We start from the raw sequence: 21,920 nt of genomic DNA on the forward strand, positions 1-21,920 counted from the left end.
GCTCCCGTGACCGTCACGTCAACGAACTCTCCCTCCCGCAGGCCGGCGCCCGTTACAAAGGTTACCCCGTCCACCTCCGGTGCCTGGCCCCTGGTTCTGCCCATGGCCGTGCCGTCCCGGCCGACCTCCTCGATGAGAACCCTTTCACGCGCGCCCACCAGGGCACGGTTATGCTCAAGGGATATGGAGGCCTGGGCGTCCATGAGCGCATCGAGCCGGGCTTCCTTCACCCGCTTGGCAACCCGGCCCTTGAGCCCGGCCGCGGGCGTGCCTTCCTCCCGCGAGTAGGCAAAGGCCCCCAAACGGTCGAACCGGGCCTCCCGCACGAAGCGGAGAAGCCCTTCGAAATCCCGCTCCCGCTCTCCGGGGAAGCCCACGATGAGGGTAGTCCTCAGGACCGCCCCGGGGAGGGCCTCCCGGATTCTCCCGAGCAGGGCACGGTACGCCACTGCGTCCCCGCCCCTTCCCATGGCCCGGAGGATGGCCCTTTCGGAGTGCTGAAGGGGGATGTCCACGTAAGGGCAGACCTTCTCCTCCCCCAGGGCATCCAGGAGGTCATCGGTCACGCCCGCGGGATGAAGATAAAGGGGCCGCAGCCAGAAGTCTCCGGCAAGGGATGCCATCTCCCTGATGAGGCGGGCAATCCCGCCGTAGCCCGGGATGTCCCTTCCGTAGGAGGTCAGGTCCTGGGCCACGAGCATGAGCTCCCGCGCCCCGTTCTCTATATGCTTTTCGGCCTCCCCGAGAAGGGCATCGGGCTCGCGGCTCCTGAAAGGGCCGCGGATTGAGGGGATAACGCAAAAGGTGCACCGCCGGTCGCACCCCTCGGCAACCTTCAAGGGAACGGCCGTCCGGGGGAAGAGGGGGTTTGAAGCGGGCTCCTCTGAAGAAGGGGAGCCGTTTGCTCCGGCGTAGCTTGCCAGCGCCTCTTCCTCCCCCACCCCGAAGAAGGCATCCACCTCCGGAAGCTCCCGCGCGAGCTCCCGGGCGTACCTCTGGGCCAGACAGCCCATCACCACGAGCCGCTGTCCGGCACTCTTTGAGGCCGCGAGCCTCAGTATCTCGTCAATGGACTCCCGCTTGGCCTCCTCGATGAAGCCGCAGGTGTTTACGATGAGGAGGTCGGCCTCGTCCGCGGCAGGGGCGTGGCGGGCCCCCTGCGCCGTCAGGCGCTCTAGCAGGCGGCCCGAGTCCGCCGTGTTCTTCGCGCAGCCCAGCGTCAGCAGATGTACCCGCATCCTTTTATTATAAAGACTCCAAGGAAGCCCTGTCTCGCGGCCGAGCTCTCCTGGCGGGGGGTCGGGCAGCGTCGGAGGGTGGTGCTCCCTCGACGCTGCCCGGGGTGGGTGTGCATGGCAAAAACACGTCTTGCATTACAGGCATACAAAAAAAGCCGCCAGAGAAACGTCTTTCTCTGGCGGCTCGGCCAACATGGAGGAGGGTTTCCCCCTCTCCTCCGTAGTCCCGTCACTCTGCGTCCCGGGGTTTCCCCTGGTTTGCTCTGAGCAGAGAATTCGTATGCCTTTGTCTCTACATTACAGGAGACGGCGGAGGCCTTCAGTGATTTGAATCACGTTCCCTCCGGACGTGCCGCCTGCGAAAGACGAGGACCGCCGCGCCGGCCGCCAACATGGATATGGACAGGAGCTGGCCCATGCTCAGAGGCCCGAGGACGGTCCCCAACTGGGGGTCGGGCTCGCGGACGAACTCGATGAAAAAGCGCGCCGTCGCGTAGCCAATAATGTAAATCCCCAGGAGAAAGCCGTCAAAGCGGCTTCGCTTCCGCACGCTCCAGAGCAGGGCGAAGAGGACCAGACCCTCGAAGAAGGCCTCGTACAGCTGCGAGGGATGCCGGAGCCCGCTGCCGGGGGCGCCGGGGAAATACATGCCCCAGGGCAGGTCCGTGGGCCTTCCGTACAGCTCCCCGTTTATGAAGTTCCCCAGGCGCCCGAAGGTATAGCCCAGGGGGATGACCGGGATAATGAACTCCGAAAACTTCCAGAAGCCTAGCTTCCGCCGGCGGAGGAAAAAGTAAGAAGCCACGATGGTCCCGGCGAGGCCGCCGTGGTAGCTCATGCCCGAGATGCCCACGAAGCGGATGCCGCCGTCGAAGCGTACGGGGAGAATTATCTCCCAGGGGTGTGCGAGGTAGTAGGCGGGGTTATAGAAGACCACGTATCCCAGGCGCGCCCCGGCGATGAGCCCCAGGGCCGCCCAGACCAGGTAGTCCTCGACGAGCTCCTTGGTGTAGGGAAAATCCTCCCGCTTTATCCTGTAGAGGGCCAGAGCGTACGCCAGGGCGAAGGCCACCACGTACATGAGCCCGTACCAGCCTATCCTGAAGGAGCCCCACTGGACGATGTAGGGGTTTATGTGCTCCGGCAGATGCTGCCAGAAACGCAAAAGCTCATTCATCTGTATCTATCCTTCGTAAGCCGCGCCGAAGTTCCAGCGACCGGCGTATCACCACGTAACTGACTATCGCCGCCAGGGCGGCCACCGCGCTTGAGCCGACCAGGAAAGGGAGCAGAAGGTCCCCCAGCTGCCCCGCCACCGTGCTCATGGTCACTCTTTTCCACTCGATGGACGGCAGGGAGAGGTCCACCCCGAGCATGAGGGAGCCCAGCCAGGTGCAGAAGGTGTAGATGGGAATCATGCTCAAGGGGTTGTTGATGTAGACCGCCGTCAAGAGGACCACCCTGTTGAGCCGGAAGGCCCAGGCCAGCGCGATGCCCAAAAGCGTATGAAGACCGATGAGGGGCGAGAAGCCCACGAAAAGCCCCACGGCGAAGGACACGGCGATGCGGCGGGGCGTGTCCCGCACGCTCAGGACGACGCCGAGCCGCGCCCTCCAGCCCTCGGTCAATCGCATGCCCCTCACCTCGCACCGGAGCTACCGGAAATGCCTGTAACCCTTCGGCTCAAGCGCCCTCTCCCTCCCGTCCGCCGCCCGCAACCGGAGTCCCTCCCCCGGCGTTATCTCTCCCAGAAGCGCACATCCTCCGCCGGGCCTCCGCCCCGGAGGAAGCGTAAAGAGAAGCTCATAGTCCTCCCCTCCCGCCAGAGCCATCTCACGCGGACCGGCCCCCAGAAACCCCGCGGCCTCCCGGAGGGCCGGCGAGACCGGGATGCGGTCCTCCTCGATGACCGCCCCCACGCCGCTTTCCCGTATGAGCCTCATGAGGTCCAGTGCGAGCCCGTCGCTTATGTCCAGCATGGCCGTGGCGGCCTTCCTCCAGGCCCCCGGACGGCGGGCCACCGGCATGAGGTGCCGCCGGAGAAGGGGCTCCATGACCTTCCAGGGAAGGGGCTTCTCCACGGGCTCCTCAAGGGACGGCGCGCTCCGCATCTTCCGAAGGAGCCGGAGCCCCGCGGCCGAGTCCCCGAGAGGGCCCGTCGCATAGATGAGGTCCCCAGGGCGCGCGCCCCTCCTCAGCAGGGGCCGCACCGCGTGCCCGACCACAGTGGCCGAAAGGGACATCCTCGCCCTGGAGGAGGAAACATCCCCGCCCGCCAGAGAAGCCCCGTACAGGGAGAGCGCCTCCTGGACGCCGGAGAGAAGGGCATCCACGAAATCCCAGTCCGTCCGTCCCGGCACGGCCATGGAAAGGAGCACGGAAGCAGGCTCGCCGTTCATGGCGTAAATGTCGCTGACGTTTACGGAGACCAGCTTGAAGCCCAACTGCCGCGGGCTGATGAGCCCGAGGTCGAAGTGCACGCCCTCGAGCATCATGTCCGTGGTAAGCAGGAGCTTTCCCCTCCGGGGAGGCTCCAGGACGGCCGCGTCGTCGCCGATGCCCACGAGGAGCCCTCCCCTTCTGCTTCTGAAACGGGTGCGGATTCTCTCAAGGAGGAGGAGTTCCCCGACCTCCGAGAGCCTCATGGCCTCCGGGCCGTCTTCTCGCGGGCGGCCTTCCTGGCCGGGGCCTTTCTGGCTGGGGACTTCCTTGCGGCCTTCCCGGCCGGCGCCTTTCCGGGCTTCGCGGCGGCCCCCGGCCCCTTGAGGGCGCGGGGGAGGACCTGGTCCATGTCGTCCACCAGGACGAACTCGATGTCCTTCTTGATGTACTTGGGTATCTCCTCCAGGTCCTTCTTGTTCCGCGACGGGATGACTATCTTGTGGATGCCGAAGCGCTTGGCCGCCAGGGTCTTTTCCTTGAGCCCCCCGATGGGCAGCACCCTGCCCTGAAGCGTCACTTCCCCGGTCATGGCGACCTTGCGGTCCACGGGCCTTCCCGTCAGCACCGAGGCCAGGGCCGTGGCCATGGTGATGCCCGCCGAAGGGCCGTCCTTCGGGATGGCGCCGGCCGGCACGTGGACGTGCACGTCCAGGTCGGAGAAGATGCCGGGCTTGATGCCCAGCTTCCCAGCGCGGGAGCGGACGTAGCTCAGGGCCGCCTGTGCGGACTCCTTCATCACGTTTCCGAGCTGCCCGGTGAGGGTGAGGGCCCCCTTGCCCTTCATGGTGGCGGCCTCGATGAAGATGATGTCCCCGCCGGTCTCCGTCCATGCCAGGCCGGTGGCCACGCCCACCTGGTCGGTGAGCATCTCGGCCTCCGGCAGGAACTTCGGCACCCCGAGGAACCTGCTCAGGTTCGCGTTGGTGACGGTGAAGGTCTTTTTCTTCTTCTCCGCTATTTCCCGGGCCACCTTCCGGCAGATGTTGGCTATCTCGCGCTCCAGGTTCCTCACCCCGGCCTCCCGGGTGTACTGGGATGCGATGGAGAGGATGGCGGAGTCCGATATCTTCAGGATCTTGCTGGTGATGCCGTGGGCCTCCAGCTGCTTGGGCACCAGGTAGTTCTTGGCGATGCCCAGTTTCTCCTCCGCCGTGTAGCCCGAAAGGTACAGTATCTCCATCCTGTCCTTCAGCGGGCCGGGGATGGTGTCGGCCATGTTCGCCGTGGTAATGAACATCGCCTTGGACAGGTCGAAGGGCACGGTGAGATAGTGGTCCTGGAAGGCGTAGTTCTGTTCCGGGTCCAGCACCTCCAGAAGGGCGCTGGCCGGGTCGCCCCGGAAGTCCATGCCTATCTTGTCCACCTCGTCGAGCATGAAGACGGGGTTGTTGGTGCCGGTTTGCTTGATGCCCTGGATGATCTTGCCCGGGAGGGCCCCCACGTAGGTGCGGCGGTGCCCCCGGATCTCGGCCTCGTCGCGCATCCCGCCCAGGGACATCCGGATGAACTCCCGCCCCAGGGCCCGGGCGATGGACTTCCCCAGGGAAGTCTTCCCCACCCCCGGCGGCCCGATGAAGCAGAGGATGGGCCCCTTCATCTTGGCCTTGAGCTTCCGCACGCTCAGGTATTCCAGAATGCGCTCCTTGACCTTCTCCAGGTCATAGTGGTCGACGTCCAGGACCTTTTTGGCCTCGGCTATGTTGAGCCTGTCCTTGGTGGACTTCCCCCAGGGCAGCTCCACCATCCAGTCCAGGTAGGTGCGGATGGTTCCGGCCTCGGCGCTGTCGGGGTGCATCTTCTGGAGACGGTTGAGCTGTTTTTCTGCCTCCTTGAAAACCGTCTCGGGCATCTTCGCGGCCTTCATCTTCCGGCGGTATTCCTTTATCTCCTCCTGCCGCTCGTCGATGTCGCCAAGCTCCTTCTGGATGGCCTTCAACTGCTCCCGAAGAAAATACTCCCGCTGGGTGCGGTCTATCTCGCCCCGGGCCTCGGTCTGTATCTTCTGCTGCACGAGGAGGAGCTCTATCTCCCTGCCCAGGATGTCGCTGATGCGCTTCAGGCGCTCCACCGGGTCGGTTATCTCCAGCATCTCCTGGGCCTGCTCGGTCTTGAGCCCCAGGTTGGAGGCCACGAGGTCGGCCAGGCGGCCCGGGTCGTCGAGGTTCTCGATGACCACCATGATGTCCGGCAGGATGCTCTTGCCGAGGTTGACCGCCTTGTCCATCTGCTCCTTGACGGTGCGCACCATGGCCTCCAGCTCCAGGGGCACCTCGGCGACCGGCTTCTCCTCTATCTTCTCTATCTCGGCCGTGTAGTAGGGCTCCTCCTGGCGGAACTCCTTCACGCTGGCCTTGCTCAGCCCCTGAACGAGCACCTTGATGCGCCCGTCGGGGAGCTTGAGCATGCGCATGATGAGGCCCACCACGCCCACGCGGTAGAGGTCCTCGGCGGTGGGGTTCTCCAGCCCGGGGTCCCGCTGGGTCAGGAGCATTATCATGCGGTTGCCGCTCAGGGCCTCGTCGATGGCCTTGATGGACATCTCCCGCCCCACGAACAAGGGCAGGATCATGTAGGGGAACACCACGATGTCCCGCACCGGCAGGACGGGAAGCACATCGGGGATCTGGAGTTCCTTCTCCTCCTTCTCCTCCGGAGCGCCCTGGACGGTCTTTTCCTCCTGCTCCTCAGCGCCTTTGGTCATGTCCTTTTTCATTCTCTCTCAACCTTTATTTTAAAGACTCTATCTCTTTTCTTCGGAAAGGTCAACGTAACCACACCCCCGGAGTATACAGCCCTCGCCTCCTCCGGGTCCACCGCCACGGGGATGCGCAGCACCCTCCTGAAGGGCCGGGCCACCCTCTCCATGCAGACGTATCTGAGGCCTCTTGCCCGCGCGCCCGAGGCCTCGTCGCCCGTGCTTCCCTCGATAAGGACGGTGTCCCCTGTGACGAGGATGTTCAACCGGGCTGCGTCGATGCCCGGCAGGTCCATCTCGAAGACCAGGGCGTGGTCCGTTTCGTAAACGTCAACGGGTGGAAAGGCCGTCGATGCGCGCCTGAGGACGAGCGACCTCACGCTTCCCGGGACCCCTGAAGCCGCCGGGCCGTCTCTATCAGAAACTCCCTGAACCCCTCGCCCACTGCGCCGTTGGCCAGGGCGAAGTCCACGGTGGCCCTGAGGAAGCCCAGCTTGTCCCCGGCGTCGTACCGCCTGCCCCGGAAGACATAGCCGTACAGGGGGCGCCTCCCGGCCAGGACCTTGAGGGCGTCGGTCAGCTGTATCTCTCCTCCGCGTCCCGGAGGCAGGTCCTCCAGGACCTCGAAGATGTCCGGCGTCAGGATGTAGCGCCCGATGACGGCCATCTCCGTGGGGGCGTCCTCGGGCCGGGGCTTCTCCACCAAGTCGGTTATCTCGTAGACGTCCGTGTGGACCTGCTCGCCGGCGATGACGCCGTATTTGCTTATCTCCGCGCGGGGCATCTGCATGAGGGCGACCACCGGATGCTTCACCTCCTCGTGCAAGCGTATCATCTCCCTGAGGAGCGGCTCGCCGGGGGCAATCACGTCGTCGCTCAGGATGACCGCGAAGGCCTCGTCCTTGACGAAGGGGCGCGCGCAGAAGATGGCGTGCCCCAGCCCCAGGGCCGCCCCCTGGCGGATATAGGCGAAGTTCATGTGCCTCAGGCGGTTTATCTCCTCGAGCAGCGTTTTCTTGCCCGCCTTCCGGAGGCTCTCCTCCAGCTCGTAGGCCGCGTCGAAGTGGTCCTCGATGGCTCTCTTGTTCTTGCCTGTAATGATGACGAACTCCTCGATGCCGCAGGCCTCGGCCTCCTCCACGGCGTACTGGATCTGGGGCTTGTCCACCAGGGGGAGCATCTCCTTGGGAGACGCCTTCGTGGCGGGCAGAAACCGCGTGCCCAGGCCCGCCGCAGGGAGAATGGCCTTCTTAATGCCCGATTTCATATAATATTTTACAACCTCTCGTTTGCCTTTCGCAATGAAAGAGCCCGGTTCTTCTGTATAATATGATAATGAAGCACTCAAGGCAAGGGCAGAAGGTGGTGGCCGTCATCGGAGGGCGCCGCGTCAGGGCGACCCTTCTCAGAGAGGCCGAGGAGGCCGGCCGCCTCCTGGCGCGGGCCGGGGCCCTGGTGGTTACCGGCGGGCTCAGCGGGGTGATGGAGGCCGCCTGCCGGGGGGTGCGCGAAGGAGGCGGCCTCGCCGTGGGCATCCTTCCCCAGGACCACAAGGGGAAGGCCAATCCTTACGTCGACGTCGCGGTGGCCACGGGAATGGGCTTCGCCAGAAACGCCGTCATCGCGCGGACGGCCGACGCGGTGCTGGCCGTGGGAGGACAGTACGGGACCCTCTCGGAGATAGCCTTCGCCCTTCAGCTCGGAAAACCCGTCGTGGGCATCGGCACCTGGAGCATAGAGGGCATCGTGCCCGCCAGCGACGCCCGGGAGGCCGTGCACATGCTCCTTCAGGCCCTGGCCTGAGGGAGCGTCGTCCTTTCATGCGTTTCACACTCGGAAAAACAGACGGAAAGGCCCGCCTGGGCCTGCTCGAGACCCCCAGGGGAAGCATCCATACCCCTGCCTTCATGCCCGTGGGCACCTCGGGCACGGTGAAGGCCGTAAGCCCCGATGAGCTCCGGCAACTGGGGGCGCAGATAATCCTGGCCAACACGTACCACCTGTACATCCGGCCCGGCCACCAGACGGTCAGAAGGCTCGGGGGCATCCACAGGTTCATGAACTGGCCCGGCCCCCTGCTGACCGACAGTGGGGGCTTTCAGGTCTTCAGCCTGGCGGCCCTCCGGGAGATAACCCCCGCAGGCGTGCGCTTCCGAAGCCACCTGGACGGCTCCGAGCATTTCCTGGACGCCGAGAAGTCCGTGCGGATACAGTGCGCCCTCGGCGCCGACATCATGATGGCCTTTGACGAGTGTACCCCCTACCCCGCCACCCGGGACTACGCCCTTTACTCCCTCACCCTGACCACCCAGTGGGCCCGGCGCTCCCGCGAGACCTTCGAGAAGGCCGGCCCTCCGGGCTCGGCCCTCTGGGGCATCGTGCAGGGGGGGATGTACGCCGACCTCCGGGAGCGGAGCGCCCGGGAGGTCCGGGACGTGGGCTTCGAGGGCTACGCCGTGGGCGGCGTAAGCGTGGGGGAGCCTAAGGAGGACATGCATGCCGTCATCCGCCTGACCGCCCCCTTGCTGCCCGAGGAGAAGCCCCGTTACCTCATGGGCATCGGAGACCTCAAGGACATCCTGGCCGCCGTGGAGGCGGGCTTTGACATGTTCGACTGCGTGATGCCCACCCGCAACGCCCGAAACGGCACCCTCTTCACCTCCGAAGGACGGGTAAGCATCAAGCGCGCCCAGTACGGGGAGGACACCCGGCCCCTGGACCCCGCCTGCACGTGCTACACCTGCCGCAACTACTCCCGGGGGTACCTCAGGCACATCTTCCTTGCGCGGGAGATACTCTCCATGCGCCTGAATACCATACACAACCTGCACTTTTATCTGGATTTTTTTCGCCTCATGCGCGAGTCTATCGAGAGAGGCGAGTTCGCGGAGTTCGCAGAGCGATGGAAGAGGACAGACTGGTAAGATACGGCCGCTCGGTGCGAAGGGTTCTCCTTCTCACCCTGGGCCTCAATGCCGCCGTGGCGCTGGCCAAGATGCTCTGGGGTTACGTATCGGGCTCGGTGGGCATGTTCTCGGACGGCATCCACTCCCTGGTGGACGGCACCTCAAACGTCATCGGACTGGTGGGCATACGGCTGGCCTCCCGCCCCCCTGACCCCACGCACCCCTACGGGCACCGGAAGTTCGAAACCGTTTTCACGGCCATCATCTCCGGGATGATATTCCTTGCGGCGGCGGGCGTCCTGAGGAGGGCCTTCACGGACCTGACGGGCGAGCACCACCCCGAGGTGGGGCTGGTGAGCTTCGGGGTGATGGGCCTTACCCTGCTGGTCAACATCACGGTGATGCGCTATGAGCTCCGCCGGGGCCGGGAGCTGGGCAGCGAGTACCTGCGGGCCGACGCCATGCACACCAAAAGCGACATCTTCGCCTCCCTGGGGGTGGTGGCGGGGCTGATTCTGACCCGCATGGGGTACCCGTGGGCGGATGCCGTGGCCGGGGCCGTGGTGGCGCTGTTCATCGCCCGCATCGGCGTGGACATACTCCGCAGGGCGGCCAGGGTGCTCGTGGATACGGTGCAGATGGACACCGCGAAAATCTGCCAGGTGGTTTACAGCGTCAAGGGCGTCCGTGACTGCCACAACATCCGCACCCGGGGGATGGAGCGGCACGTGCACCTGGACCTGCACATCCAGCTCGACGCGGACATCTCCCTGGAGGAGGCCCACGCCATCACCCACCAGGTGGAAGACCGCCTGAGGGAGAGCTTCCCGGAGGTGGCCGACATAGTGGTGCACACCGAGCCCACGGACAACATGCCCCGGGGGCCCATCCCCTCGTAGGGGGCTTTTGGCGCAACTGGAAGTGTGCTCGGGACCGCACATTGACTGCGCGGGCGATGGTGTTTCGATAGTGTTTGACAGTCCGGGGGGGTTAATCAGCTGGTCGGGAGTTCGATTCTCCTCCCCGGCTCCACGTTTTTCTGTTGGATCAAGGGCTTATCTGTCCCTCAAGTGCTTCATCTTTTCTCCAAGCGTTTTCCAACTCACCGGCATGCGCCGCAGGCAGTCCTTACATGTTCTATTACCTCACGTCTTTTATAAACCTTCTCTTAAACCATATTCTGAGTGCCCAGGGCTATTTGTGGGACTCTTCCGCAGAAAGCTTCTTCAGGGAATCGTACGCATCCTGCAGGTGGTCCGTAATGGTGTCGAGGTCGAAGCGGTGCCAGTCGAGCTTGGCGGAGTGCAAGGCCGAACGGGCGTCTTGCAAATATGCGGCTTCGGCGCTGCCCTCCGCGGGGTGATAGAGCCTGCCGTCCGCCTCCACAAGGGCGATGCTTTCCCTCAGCAGAAGAAGCACGGCCCTGGCCTTCTGCGGAACGTAGGGGAATATTCCCATCCTCTCGTTGTGGCATCTCTCGCATACGGTCGCCACGTTTTCAGGGCTCAGGACGGTCACGACCATCGAGCCGTGGCATGTCACGCAGGTAGGCCCTTTGCCCTCGGATTCGAGCATCCTGTAATGGTAGCTGCGCGTAAACTCGTACAGCTCCGCGCCGTGGCACTTGCCGCATGTGGCCGGGACGTTCTTGAAGTAGACGCTGCTTTTGGGGTTGCTGGAGCCGAGGACCCCGACGTGTGCCTCTTTCTCCCGGGCGGCATGGGGATTTCCGCCGTGGCACTTGTCGCAGGTCACGCCGTGCTTCTGGTGCACCGAGCCCGTCCACTCGTGCGACCTCACGGCCACGAAGCTGCTTGAGGGGAGCTTGAAGTGGCACCGGACACAGGAGTTCTCCGTCTCTTCGGCCTCGCCCGCCCGGGCCGGCGAGGCCAGGACGCCGGCCGCCACGAGGAGAAAATGTGCTCGACTTTGTCTGAGGAGAAGAACCAGGATATGGCAGAGTTTCGACATCGCCGCCTCCGTTTTCACTTTCTGTTGTAAAGGCGCAGAAGCGCATAGGATATGGCCCATGCTCCCGCGCTCGCAAGGATTAGATAGACCGTCATATCCCCGGGCGCGATGTGGAGCACGTCTATATAGCCGGCGACCACGGCCATGCAAAGGAATACGCCGCCCCCTATGCCGAACGAGGTCATGAAGGGCCTCCGGAGGGGGTTTTCGATGTAATTCTCGGGTCCCCTGGCCCTGTCAAGAAACGGTATCAAGGCAAAGACAAGAAACGACAGGGCCGGGAATATGACGCCGCCGATGGTCTCCGGCGTAATCTTCCCTCCAAAGACCGAAAACGACAGGTCCCCGGGGATTAGTTTAAGAAAACCGTACACCACGAGAAAATACCAGTCGGGCCGCATGACGGGGGTCTCCAACGAGGGCGGCCCGTACTTCTCTATGGGGTTCAGGGGGATATATGTCGCCATCAGGACGACGACGAACAGGAGAAAGAGGTAGAAAGACAGGCTGATGACGGCCTGCTCCGGCCATATGGGGATGCCGATGAGCCTCTTGCCGCCCTCCGCCTCCTTTCTCTTCCGGTTGGCCGCGGGCTCCGTGTGTTTCTGCTTTACCAGTATCACCATGTGGAGGCTGATAAGACCTATGATGACAGCGGGAATCAACATGACGTGCATGAAGAAGAAGCGGGGCACGGTCCCCTCCGAGGGGAACTCCCCCGCAAACAGGAGCCGCGAGACCCAGCCGCCCACCCAGGGCACGGACTTCGCCGTAAAATAGCCGATGGAGGTGGCCATAACGGAGAACTGGCTGTAGGGAAGCAGGTATCCGGTGAAGGCCGCCGCCATCGACATGCCCCAGAGGCTCAGGCCCACCAGCCAGTTTATCTCCCTCGGCTTTCTGTAGGCCGAGGTGAAGTAGACCCTCATCAGGTGGGCGATGACCGCGGCTATCATGACCATCGCCGACCAGTGGTGTATGCGCCTTACTATCATGCCCATGGGCAGGAGGTCTATCTTCACCACGCTTGCGTAGGCCGAGGGGACCATGGCGCCGAAGAGGGAGACCATTTTTATGGAGGGCTCGTAGAGGAACCCCAGAAAGACGCCCGTGACAACGAGGGTTATGAAGGAAAACAGGGCAACCTCGCCGAGGAGGAAAACGGGGTGCGTGGGGAAGGTCTTGGCCAGGAACTTGGCCTTGAACTTCCCCAGCTCGAGCCTTTCGTCGAACCACCTGTAGAGCATGTCGCCCTCCCCGCTTTATACCTGCGGCCCTATGGGGCCCTTGAAGCCGCTCGTAAAGACGAGCCTGCCGTCCGTCGTCACCTTTACTCCTATCTGGGCCAGGGGAATGGGTGCGGGGCCCGCAATGACCTTCGCCCCTTGTGCCGGGTTGAATATGCTGTTGTGGCAGAAACATTCCGTATAGGAGGCGTCCGGCGACCGCTGGTTTTCCACCCACGAAACTATGCACCCGAGGTGCGTGCATATGGCGCTGTAGGCCACAAAGCCCTGGTCCGTAAGCGCACGGTTGGTGGGGGCCTTGAGTGCCGTCTCATGGAGCCTGACGAGCTGCACGAGGTTGGCGGGGTTTGAGGCCTTGCCCTCGGGATAGGCCAGCACGGCGTCGCCCGCTTGGAGCGAGGAGGCCTGGACGGAGGCCCCTTTGCTTTCGCCTTTGGCATAGACAAGGCCGTCGCCCGGCTTGATGGTCGCCACGTAGCCCCCGCCCTTTTTGGCGGGGGACAGGACCTTCAAAAGCGTAAGGGCCGAGCCCAGCGCACCCGCCACGGAGGCCACCAGCAGGCCAAGGGTGAACCTCCTCCGGGTTGTGCTCGCCTTTTCGTCCTTGCCTCCGGACCTTCGCTCTACCAAAGCATCTCCTCGTCGCGCTCCTCGGAGACCTCCCTGAACCCCACGAAGTACCGCGCATACAGGACGACCTCGACGCCCGCCACCAGAAACTCGAAGGCCAGAAGCGTGCCCAGCACGTAGTCACTCCCCCTGCCCGTGACCAGAAGATACGCAAAGGCGGCCGCCATGGCAAGGAGAAGGGCGGCCAGCGCCACAACGGCCGCCACCGCGCCTCCGGAATACGAAGGCCTCTTCTGCCCGATGACCCTGAAGCCCACCTATTTCCTCCTTTCAAGGGCCATATACTCAATGTAGCCTATGACGAGCAGGACGACAACGGCGCCGAAGGCCACGAACCCTATCTGGAACGAATCGAGGTCTTCGGGGAACTCCGGGAAAAGCGGCGGCTTTTTGCCCGCCGTCTTTTCCTGGGCCAGCCTTATCCTGATTCCCGAAAGCGCGGTTATCGTCGATTCGGTAACGTTCATCGGGTCTATGCGGTCAAAACCCGTGGTGTCCTTATGGCATTGCTCGCAGACCTTCGGCACCTCCGGCATGGTATTTCTGTGGGCGTTATGGCAGAGGACGCAGGACGGCCCCCCCTTGCCCTCGAGATACGCCTTGCCCATGATGCTGTTTGCGTACCTGTCCACCGAGTCGCCGTGGCACTGCCTGCATATGCCAAACAGGGCCTTTCCAGAGGGTATGCCCAAGAAACCGTGGGCCTCCGACATGGCGCGGGACTGCCTTTCGGCAAACTGCTCCGGGGACAAGCGGCTCAAATCGCCCAGCTCAACCCGGGCGTTTCCGCCGTGGCAGTAATCGCACGCGACGCCGTTTTGCTGGTGGACCGAACCCCTCCACTTGGTAACGGGCTCGGCCAGTGAGCCGCCGAGGAATTCGTGGCAGGCAATGCAGGCGCTGCGCTGCTGCTGTGCGCCTGTGTTTGTCACGTGCAGGGCGATAAGAAACAGACCGGCGGCCAACGCCGAAAACGCGTATCTCTTGCCGTTCATGGCCTCTGTATCGCGGCTGGTTCCACGAAAGTCATTGTCCCGCCTCGAAACTCCTCACGCTGCCCTGACGGGGCTTCCCTTTGAAGGCACCAGCGAGGCATCTGTTACTAGGTTATCACACCGGCGGCCACTACAGGTTCAACGCAACGTCCGTTGCGCTTCGCAGCGCCGCGCCAAGGCTGCCCGGGGTCCTGGCGTCTCCCACGACATAGACCTCCTCGACCGAATCTCTGAGCAAACCCGAGAGGGAGTCAGCCGGCAGGGACCCGGTGGAGAAAATCACCGCGTCGGCCGTCAATTCTTTCCTCACGCCGTTGTTGCCCTCGACGCTCACCTTCCCGGCCTCGACGGCGACAACCTTTGTGCTCGTCAGGATTTCCACGTTCTTCTTCTTGAGTCTTCCGAGCAGTGCCCGCTTGGGGATTTCCTTCATCCTGTGGAGCGGCTCCTCCAGCATTTCGACGACGGTGACCACCGCGCCTCTCTCCGCAAGAAGGTCCGCGGTCTCGCATCCGATGTCGCCTCCGCCGACGATGACCACGTCCCTTCCAAGCTCCAGGGGCCTTTCGTAGACCGTCCTGGCGTCGTACACCGAGGGCAGGGCTCCGCCGGGAACGTCCGGCAGAATAGGCGTTGACCCGACGGCGATGATTACCGCCTCGGGATTGTGAGAGAGGATATCTTCAACCGTAGCCGACGTGTTCAGAACGAGCTTTGCCTGCGTTTTGCCAAGCATGTATTCCATGTATCTCAAAGCCCCTTCCACTTCCTCTTTGCACGGAGCGAGCGAGGCGATTCTCAACTGGCCGCCGAGGGCGTCGTTCTTTTCGTAGAGAACCACCTCATGCCCCCGCCGGCTCGCAAGGAGCGCGGCCTGCATGCCCGCCGGGCCTCCGCCGACGACAACGACCCTCTTGCTTCTTTCGGCTCGCTTCATCTTCAGCCTGTATTCCTGCCCCGCGAACGGGTTCACCGTGCAGGTCCTGCCGACGCCCTCGACGCCCCTCTCGGCGCAATCTTCAAGGTCGTAGAGACATCTGCGTATCTCCCCGCTCAGCCCCGCCCGGGCCTTCTCGGGAAAATAAGGGTCGGCCAAAAGCGGCCGGGCCATGGCGACAAAGTCGGCGTCGCCGTCTCCGATGACTTCTTCCGCGAGCTCGGGCGTGTTGATCTTGCCGATGGCGATGACCGGTATGGCGACCGCCTCTTTTATTGCCCTGGCGAGGTGAACGAGGGCGCCGGGGGGAAGATAATGGGAGGGGACCGTCATGTGCTTGGTCGCCTTGTTCCCTCCCGATGCAAGGATGGCATCCGCTCCGGCCTGCTCCGCCATTCGGGCTATCACCGCCGTGTCATTCGGCCTCAGCCCTCCCTCCACGAACTCGTCACAGACGAGCTTCACCATCACCGGATAGTCTCTGCCGGCCTTCTCTTTGACCGCTTTAATAAGCTCCACGAGAAAACGCGCACGGTTTTCGAGTCTGCCGCCCAGCTCGTCCGTCCTTTTGTTCGAAAGGGGCGACAGGAGCTGCGAGACGAGGTCGCCGTAGCTTGCCTGGACCTCGATGCCGTCGTAGCCCAGCCCTCGCGCCCTCTTTGCTCCGTCCGCCATGAGTCCCACCACCTCCAGCGACTCCCTCGCCGTCATCACCGCCGCGAGGGGCGCGACCCATCCAGCCCCTTTCTGTTTGGCTCCCGGGACTTCGTGGTCCAGGACGCGCTCTTTTGGATAATTGAGCTGCATGAATGCCCTGGCTCCCCCGGCATGGACCGCGTCGAGGAGGGCCCTGACAGTATCTGTACGCCCTCGGATAGTCGAGGCAGGGACAGTCCAGCACAATCATGGCCACCCCTCCCCGCGCCCGCTCCCGGTAGAACTCCAGCATCCGTTCGTTCACCTTGCTGCCGGTGGCGTACTTGGTGGGATAAAGGGACATGATGAGGCGGTTTTTCAGCGTGGCGCTGCCGATGCGCCCTTCCTGGAAGATATGGGGGAAATACATCGCACCCTCCCGGCCGTGGTCAGAGCAAGGATATCCGCCCGGTACTTCCTTCCAATGCTTTCTAATGATAACAGAACGCTTCATTTAAATAAATGCTGTGGACTTATCCCGCATTCTGCGCCCTTGACTCGATTCATCGGTTCCATGTCCTCCACGGCCCGACCGGAGGGATGGGTTGTCAGTGGGGCTGGATAGGACCACGTCCAGGGGCGTCTTTTCCGATGGCAAGCAGCGAGCCTGGGACGGGGGACCCCGGGCGCCGTCTGTAAAGACAACCTCAAGCCCCGCTCATTTCCTCTACGCAAACAGGCGAGGAGATTGTTCATGCCGTTGTGCGGCGGAGGTGAACGTGATAGTGTTGAAAAACAGTATCGCGTTTTAACCTTTCTCCACCGGGAGGAAATGTCGTCGTGGCAAGGAAATCCTACGACCTTGTTGTCCTGGGCACGGGAACCGCAGGCGCTTCAATCGCATTCGGGTGCAGGGAGGCCGGCTGGAAAGTGGCGGTGGTGGACTACAGGCCTTACGGCGGCACGTGCGCGCTCAGGGGCTGTAACCCGAAGAAGGTCCTTTACGGACTTGCCGAGACGGTCGAGCGGAGCCGGGCCTTGACGGGAAAGGGCATCGCGCGCGAGGCGGTCATGGACTGGCCGGGACTCATGAAGTTCAAGCGGAGCTTCACCGACCCCAGGCCCGCACAGACGGAGACGTATTTCAAGGAAGACGGGATAGATGCATATCACGGGAAAGCCCGCTTTACGGGGAAAAACACCGTATCCATCGACGGGCGGGCCGACCTGGAGGCGCGAAAGGTCGCCATCGCCACGGGTGCAAGGCCCGCGACCCTTGGCATCGAGGGAGAAGAGCTCATGACCACGAGCGACCGCTTCCTCGAGCTCGAGAAACTGCCGGACTCCATCATGTTCGTGGGCGGCGGATACATATCCTTCGAGCTTGCCAACATCGCCCGGGCGGCCGGGGCCGAGGTCATGATAATGCACCGGAGCGGCACGGTGCTGAAGAGGTTCGACCGGGACCTCGCGGCGCTCCTGGTCACGTCTTTCGAGCAAAGAGGGATACGCGTGGTTACGGGCAAGGAGGTAAAGGCCATCCGGAAGAAAGGCGGCGCTCTCAGGGCCGACAGCCAGGACGGCAAGGCCTTCGAGGCCGACATGATTGTCCACGGCGCGGGACGGGTGCCCGAGATAGACGAACTGGACCTGGAGAAGGCCGGCGTGGAGCACGACAAAAGAGGCGTCGTCGTAAACGAATTCATGCAGAGCGTGTCCAACCCCGATGTCTACGCAGCAGGCGATTCCGCCTCGAGGGGGCTCCCCCTGACGCCGCCTGCCGGGGTGGGAGGCAGGACGGCGGCCCGGAACCTCCTGTACGGCAACAGCACGAAGGCAGACTTTACGGCTACCCCGAGCGTTGTCTTTACCACCCCGCCCCTGGCGTTGGTCGGGATGACCGAAGAAGAGGCGCAAACGAACGGCTTGAGCTACGACGTCAATTACGGCGACACCTCGAGTGGATTCACCTCCCGGAGGCTCGGTCTCGGCGCCTCGGGCTATAAGGTCCTGCTCGAAAAGGAAACGAACAGAATCCTCGGCGCTCATTTGCTGGGCCATAACGCCGACGAGGTGATAAACGTCTTCGCGGCGGCGATGAGACTGGGCGTTCCGGCCCGGGAGCTCGGCACGGTAATCTGGGCCTATCCCACATCGTCTACGGATGTGGCCGACATGCTCTAGCTTACACATCCGGGGTTTTCCGGCGGCACGGTCGGGCGGCGTCAGCGCTGTATGTGCGGAATCCTCTTCATTAAAACACTGCCCGTCTGCGTATCGAAAACGATTCTCCTGCCGCTCTTCCCACCGACGTCCTGCTTTACGATGGGAATCCCCTCCTGTGCCAGGACATCCAGGGCCAGCGCAATGTTACGCTCCCCCACGCACGTGAAAAGGGTGGATTCCGTCATCAGCGATGCGCCCCCGAAGACCTTGGCGACAAGTGCTTCGCGTTTGCCCCCCAGCGAGAGCATTTTGGAGATGAGCTTCCGTATCGCGACGTTCCCGTACCGCGGCGACATGAGGCCCTCCCCGTTCCAGAAGGGAACGAGATAATGGTTTATGCCGCCCGCCCTGAGCCCGCTGTCCCACAGGCAGACCGAGACACAGGAGCCGAGCACCGTGACGACGACATGGGGCTTGAGGGAGCTGAAAATCATTCCCGCATGCAGAAAGACCTTCCTGGACTCCACGGAAGCGTCGACGACTTCATGAAAATCGCCCCCGCTCGATGTCTTCTCGCTCATGTCACGCCCCTAGAAAACGAGGAAGTTCCCTCTGTAGACGAGGGCACACGCCGCGTCCGACGGCATATTCTCGGGGATGTCCACGGAAAACTCGCTCCCCGCCCCCGGGGTGCTCGAAAAGGAAATCCTTCCGCCCAGCATCTCCACGAGGGCCTTGACGACGCTGAGCCCGAGACCCAACCCCCTGTACGCCCGGCCGGAGCCCTTGCTGAGCTGCGTGAACCTCTCGAAGATGCGCTCGTGATGACACCGCTCAATCCCCGTGCCTTCGTCCCGGACGGAGAGGCGCAGGTCGGTTGCGTCCCGCAGAACCCGCACGACCACCGCGGAGCCCGGTCCGCTGAACTTCACGGCGTTGGAGAACAGATTTCTCGCCACCAGTTCCAGTTTGCCGCCGTCCGTAAGAAACCAGGGGTCGTTCTCTCCGGTCATCATGTCCCCTTGCGTGGAGACGTCGATGTCCTTGTCGCGGGCTCCGTACCGGATTGACTGAAGGACGCTTGTCACCATGGAGGGCACATGCACGCGGCAGACCTCCAGGGTACATTCGCCGGCCTCGACCTCGGCCGCCGTGATGACGTTCCGAAGCAGGAAGTCCGCCTCCAGCGCCTCTCTTTCTATCAGCTCCGCCACGTGGCATGCGCTCTCCCCGTCCTTTGCCTCCAGGGACTGCAGATACCACGCCAACCCGCGGATGGACGTCAGAGGGTCGACCAGTTCGTTTCGGATGTGCGAAAGAAAAGAGCTCTGCACGGCCTCGGACTCCTGAAGCCTCTGGTTCACCATGTCCAGCTTCCTGGTCAGAGCGTCCAGTTCCTTGTGCAGCAACTCCGGCTGCCCCGCGCCGTCGCGCGGCTTCCCCCGCAGAGGGTCGTGCCCAAAATCACTCATCTCCACCTCTCACCTCCTTGGTCGTTCGCCTGCCCGTCGTTGCCGCACGCCCTGACAACACCATCCGCTATGGCATCCAGCGGCAGCACCTTCCGGACGGCCCCCTGTCTGATGGCCTCCTTGGGCATGCCGAAAATGATGCAGGTGGCCTCGTCCTGGGCGATGGTCAGGGCACCGGCCGCGTGCATCTCCTTCAAGCCTTGAGCACCGTCATCGCCCATGCCCGTCATGATCACGCCGACGGCGTTTTTCCCGGCGTTGCGCGCCACCGACCTGAACAGCACGTCCACCGACGGCCTGTGCCGGCAGACCAGCGGCCCGTCGGTGACTTCAACGAAATACTTGGCGCCGCTCACTTTCAGGAGGATATGCTTGTTGCCCGGCGCGATGAGCGCCCTTCCCCGGATGACGGAGTCCCCGTTGGCGGCCTCCTTCACCGTAATCCTGCAGCTTGCGTTCAGGCGATTCGCAAACGCCGTCGTAAAATGTTCGGGCATGTGCTGCACGATGACCATCCCGGGGGCATCGAGGGGCAGGGCTTCCAGAAACTGGCGAAGCGCCTCCGTCCCCCCGGTGGACGCCCCCACAGCCACGACTTTGTCGGTGGTGTGCGTCAAGGAGCGGGCCGGAGAGTACGCCGCAACGGGCATGACCGCGTCGGCCGTAAGTTTCTGGGCAACCGCGAGAGCGGGCACGGAGAGTTTTCTCACGTTCGCCACCGATGCCGCCCTCACGGCCTCGCAGATACGCTCCCTGGACTCTTCCAGGTATTCCTTGGCCCCGAGGCGGGGCTTGGAAATTATCTCCACGGCGCCGTACTCCAAGGCCCTGAGAGCGGTTTCCGTGCCCGCGCCGGTCAGGCTCGAGCAAATGACCACCGGAACGGGATGCTGGCTCATCAGCCTCTTCAGGAACGTAATCCCATCCATCCTGGGCATCTCCACGTCCAGGGTGATGACGTCGGGCATGCGCTGCCGTATCTTCTCGGCGGCAATGTAAGGGTCGGGAGCCGTCCCCACGACGACGATACCCCGGTCCGACGCCAATACGTCCGCCAGAGTCTTTCTGGCGACTGCCGAATCGTCGACGACAAGCACATGTATCTTCTTCATCTTTGCATCACACGTGAGATCAGCGAACGTTTTTCCTGTAGAGCGTAGGAGCCACCTGCACCAGCGGAACCGAAAGGCCATTGAGCGTCTCGGAGTGGCCGATGAACACGTACCCTCCCGCGATGAGATGACCGCACAGCTTCTTCACGAGCCTTCGCTGGGTCGGCCGGTCGAAGTAGATCATGACGTTGCGGCAGAAAATGACCTCAACCGGTTCAGTGAGGCCGTAGTCTTCGTCCATGAGGTTCACACGCGTGAACACCACACGCTCCCTCAGCTCCGGGACGACCTTGACGAGGCACTTCGCCCTGTCCTTGCTGCGCAGGAAGTACTTCCCACGCATCTCTTCGGAGACCGGCGAGATTTTCTCCTCTTCGTAGATCCCACATCGCGCCTTCTCCAGGGCCCGGGAGGAAACGTCCGTGGCCAGAACCGAAAAGTGCAGGCCACCGTTTTGTTCCGCATACTCATTGAGGGCCATGGCAATCGTGTACGGCTCTTCTCCCGTGGAACATCCGGCGCTCCAGACCCTGAGGGGCCTGCCCGGACCGTACGCCCGCATGCCGACGAGCTGCGGAAGGACCATGTTTCTCAAGTACCGAAAGTGGATTCCCTCTCTGAAGAACTCCGTCTTGTTCGTGGTCACCGTATCGAGCATGTGGACGGCCTCCTGCGTCATGCCTTCGGAACTGAAGAGGTAGGTGCAGTAATCCGAAAACGACTGTAGTCCCAGAAGCCGCAGCCTCTTCTGGAGGCGCCCCTCCAGGAGGGTCTTTTTCACGGGCGGCATCTTGATGCCCAGGGTCTCCTGTATGAATCCGCCCAGAAGGCGGAATTCCCCGTCGGAAAGCCGCGCAAGCTGAAAAGGGACCATCTGCTCGGTTTCCCCGGGGCCTCGGCGCCCCTGCGTGTCCCCGGGAGAGGGAGCCCTCTTCCGAGAGCTCCCTCTCCCCCGAGGGGTGGATTTCTCAGAACCGCTCAAACTCGCCATCCTGCCCGGCTCCGTCGAGGTCAAGGTTCACGCCTTTTCCCTTGGACGAGTCCCCCGCTGCGGTGCCGGCAGCGTGGCGTTGGTGCGTCGTGCCGCCGTTTCCGCCGCGGCCGGGCTTCTTGGCCTGGGTTTTCGAGGGAGCCGCCCCGGAGTGAGAGCGGTCATCGGGCGAGATAAAGTAGGACACCGAGTCCTGGAGGCTTTCGGCCTGTCCGGCCAGCTCCTCCGACGTAGAGGCGATTTCCTCGGCGGCACTGGCGTTCTGCTGGGTCACTTGGTCCAGCTGCTGGATGGCCTTGTTTATCTGCGACGCACCGGTGTTCTGCTCGTTGCTTGCGGCCGTGATTTCCTGGACCAGCTCCGCGGTCCTCTGGATGTCGGGTACGAGCTTCTCCAGCATCTGCCCGGCCCGCTCGGCCACGCTGACGCTGGAGCCGGAGAGCTGGCTGATTTCAGCCGCCGCCTGCTGGCTGCGCTCGGCG

The 21,920-nt window shown here is 63.2% G+C and carries 22 protein-coding genes and 1 riboswitch; of the genes, 4 read left to right on the forward strand and 18 right to left on the reverse strand.

Features of this window, described 5'->3' with window-relative positions; all coding sequences use genetic code 11:
* The 7 genes from rimO to galU all read right to left on the reverse strand — a co-directional run.
* Positions 1-1,238: 30S ribosomal protein S12 methylthiotransferase RimO (gene rimO, locus P8Y39_10340; GenBank protein MEJ2192724.1), on the reverse strand; the 1,238-nt coding region annotated here is incomplete at its 3' end.
* Positions 1,239-1,413: 175 nt separating this feature from the next.
* A riboswitch (cyclic di-GMP riboswitch) is annotated at positions 1,414-1,511 on the reverse strand.
* Between the two features lie 46 nt (positions 1,512-1,557).
* On the reverse strand, positions 1,558-2,415 hold the full coding sequence (gene lgt / locus P8Y39_10345) for a prolipoprotein diacylglyceryl transferase (protein ID MEJ2192725.1): 858 nt from the start codon (positions 2,413-2,415) through the stop codon (positions 1,558-1,560).
* Positions 2,408-2,872, reverse strand: a complete 465-nt coding sequence (locus P8Y39_10350) for a DUF2062 domain-containing protein (protein ID MEJ2192726.1) — start codon at positions 2,870-2,872, stop codon at positions 2,408-2,410. The genes lgt and P8Y39_10350 overlap by 8 nt, the downstream gene beginning before the upstream one ends.
* A 21-nt stretch (positions 2,873-2,893) precedes the next feature.
* Entirely contained in the window at positions 2,894-3,883 is a 990-nt protein-coding gene (thiL, locus tag P8Y39_10355; protein ID MEJ2192727.1) for a thiamine-phosphate kinase, read from the reverse strand.
* Entirely contained in the window at positions 3,880-6,381 is a 2,502-nt protein-coding gene (lon, locus tag P8Y39_10360; GenBank protein ID MEJ2192728.1) for an endopeptidase La, read from the reverse strand. Before lon ends, thiL begins: the two co-directional genes overlap by 4 nt.
* An 8-nt stretch (positions 6,382-6,389) precedes the next feature.
* Positions 6,390-6,755 (reverse strand): Hsp20/alpha crystallin family protein, encoded by a 366-nt coding sequence (locus P8Y39_10365; protein ID MEJ2192729.1) that lies wholly within the window; start codon positions 6,753-6,755, stop codon positions 6,390-6,392.
* A complete protein-coding gene (galU, locus tag P8Y39_10370) occupies positions 6,752-7,642 on the reverse strand; it encodes a UTP--glucose-1-phosphate uridylyltransferase GalU (GenBank protein MEJ2192730.1) in 891 nt (296 codons plus the stop codon). Before galU ends, P8Y39_10365 begins: the two co-directional genes overlap by 4 nt.
* Positions 7,643-7,710: 68 nt before the next feature.
* On the opposite strand from galU, the gene P8Y39_10375 reads away from it, so the two are divergent.
* Genes P8Y39_10375 through P8Y39_10385 form a run of 3 tightly spaced genes read left to right on the forward strand, consistent with a single transcriptional unit; the run spans position 7,711 to position 10,180 of the window.
* The gene (locus P8Y39_10375; GenBank protein MEJ2192731.1) at positions 7,711-8,178 is read left to right on the forward strand and encodes a TIGR00725 family protein; all 468 of its coding nucleotides are present in this window, start codon (positions 7,711-7,713) and stop codon (positions 8,176-8,178) included.
* A 17-nt stretch (positions 8,179-8,195) separates the two neighbouring features.
* Positions 8,196-9,299 (forward strand): tRNA guanosine(34) transglycosylase Tgt, encoded by a 1,104-nt coding sequence (gene tgt / locus P8Y39_10380; GenBank protein ID MEJ2192732.1) that lies wholly within the window; start codon positions 8,196-8,198, stop codon positions 9,297-9,299.
* A complete protein-coding gene (locus tag P8Y39_10385) occupies positions 9,278-10,180 on the forward strand; it encodes a cation diffusion facilitator family transporter (GenBank protein ID MEJ2192733.1) in 903 nt (300 codons plus the stop codon). Before tgt ends, P8Y39_10385 begins: the two co-directional genes overlap by 22 nt.
* A gap of 295 nt (positions 10,181-10,475) precedes the next feature.
* Here P8Y39_10385 and P8Y39_10390 read toward each other — a convergent pair whose 3' ends face one another.
* From P8Y39_10390 to P8Y39_10415, 6 genes are all read right to left on the reverse strand, one after another.
* On the reverse strand, positions 10,476-11,252 hold the full coding sequence (locus tag P8Y39_10390; protein ID MEJ2192734.1) for a multiheme c-type cytochrome: 777 nt from the start codon (positions 11,250-11,252) through the stop codon (positions 10,476-10,478).
* Positions 11,253-11,266: 14 nt separating this feature from the next.
* Positions 11,267-12,499, reverse strand: a complete 1,233-nt coding sequence (locus P8Y39_10395; GenBank protein MEJ2192735.1) for a cytochrome bc complex cytochrome b subunit — start codon at positions 12,497-12,499, stop codon at positions 11,267-11,269.
* Between the two features lie 15 nt (positions 12,500-12,514).
* Positions 12,515-13,129, reverse strand: coding sequence for a ubiquinol-cytochrome c reductase iron-sulfur subunit (locus P8Y39_10400; protein MEJ2192736.1), 615 nt, complete (start codon positions 13,127-13,129; stop codon positions 12,515-12,517).
* Positions 13,123-13,386: a hypothetical protein gene (locus P8Y39_10405; GenBank protein MEJ2192737.1), complete on the reverse strand. Its 264-nt coding sequence runs from the start codon at positions 13,384-13,386 to the stop codon at positions 13,123-13,125. The genes P8Y39_10400 and P8Y39_10405 overlap by 7 nt, the downstream gene beginning before the upstream one ends.
* Positions 13,387-14,124: a cytochrome c3 family protein gene (locus P8Y39_10410; GenBank protein ID MEJ2192738.1), complete on the reverse strand. Its 738-nt coding sequence runs from the start codon at positions 14,122-14,124 to the stop codon at positions 13,387-13,389. It lies immediately after the preceding gene.
* 130 nt (positions 14,125-14,254) lie between these two features.
* A complete protein-coding gene (locus P8Y39_10415) occupies positions 14,255-15,964 on the reverse strand; it encodes an FAD-dependent oxidoreductase (GenBank protein ID MEJ2192739.1) in 1,710 nt (569 codons plus the stop codon).
* A gap of 573 nt (positions 15,965-16,537) precedes the next feature.
* On the opposite strand from P8Y39_10415, the gene P8Y39_10420 reads away from it, so the two are divergent.
* Positions 16,538-17,881 carry an NAD(P)/FAD-dependent oxidoreductase gene (locus P8Y39_10420; protein ID MEJ2192740.1) on the forward strand — a complete coding sequence of 448 codons (1,344 nt, stop codon included), beginning with the start codon at positions 16,538-16,540 and terminating at the stop codon, positions 17,879-17,881.
* 41 nt (positions 17,882-17,922) lie between these two features.
* Here P8Y39_10420 and P8Y39_10425 read toward each other — a convergent pair whose 3' ends face one another.
* The 5 genes from P8Y39_10425 to P8Y39_10445 form a co-directional block, all read right to left on the reverse strand.
* A complete protein-coding gene (locus P8Y39_10425; GenBank protein ID MEJ2192741.1) occupies positions 17,923-18,444 on the reverse strand; it encodes a chemotaxis protein CheD in 522 nt (173 codons plus the stop codon).
* Between the two features lie 9 nt (positions 18,445-18,453).
* Positions 18,454-19,335, reverse strand: a complete 882-nt coding sequence (locus P8Y39_10430; GenBank protein MEJ2192742.1) for a HAMP domain-containing sensor histidine kinase — start codon at positions 19,333-19,335, stop codon at positions 18,454-18,456.
* A complete protein-coding gene (locus P8Y39_10435) occupies positions 19,332-20,447 on the reverse strand; it encodes a chemotaxis response regulator protein-glutamate methylesterase (GenBank protein ID MEJ2192743.1) in 1,116 nt (371 codons plus the stop codon). The genes P8Y39_10430 and P8Y39_10435 overlap by 4 nt, the downstream gene beginning before the upstream one ends.
* Before the next feature lie 19 nt (positions 20,448-20,466).
* Positions 20,467-21,321, reverse strand: coding sequence for a protein-glutamate O-methyltransferase CheR (locus P8Y39_10440; GenBank protein ID MEJ2192744.1), 855 nt, complete (start codon positions 21,319-21,321; stop codon positions 20,467-20,469).
* Between the two features lie 94 nt (positions 21,322-21,415).
* On the reverse strand, positions 21,416-21,920 hold a 505-nt coding region (locus P8Y39_10445; GenBank protein ID MEJ2192745.1), incomplete at its 5' end, for a hypothetical protein.

The organism is Nitrospirota bacterium (assembly GCA_037386965.1).
Taxonomy (GTDB): Bacteria; Nitrospirota; Thermodesulfovibrionia; order Thermodesulfovibrionales; family JdFR-86; genus JARRLN01.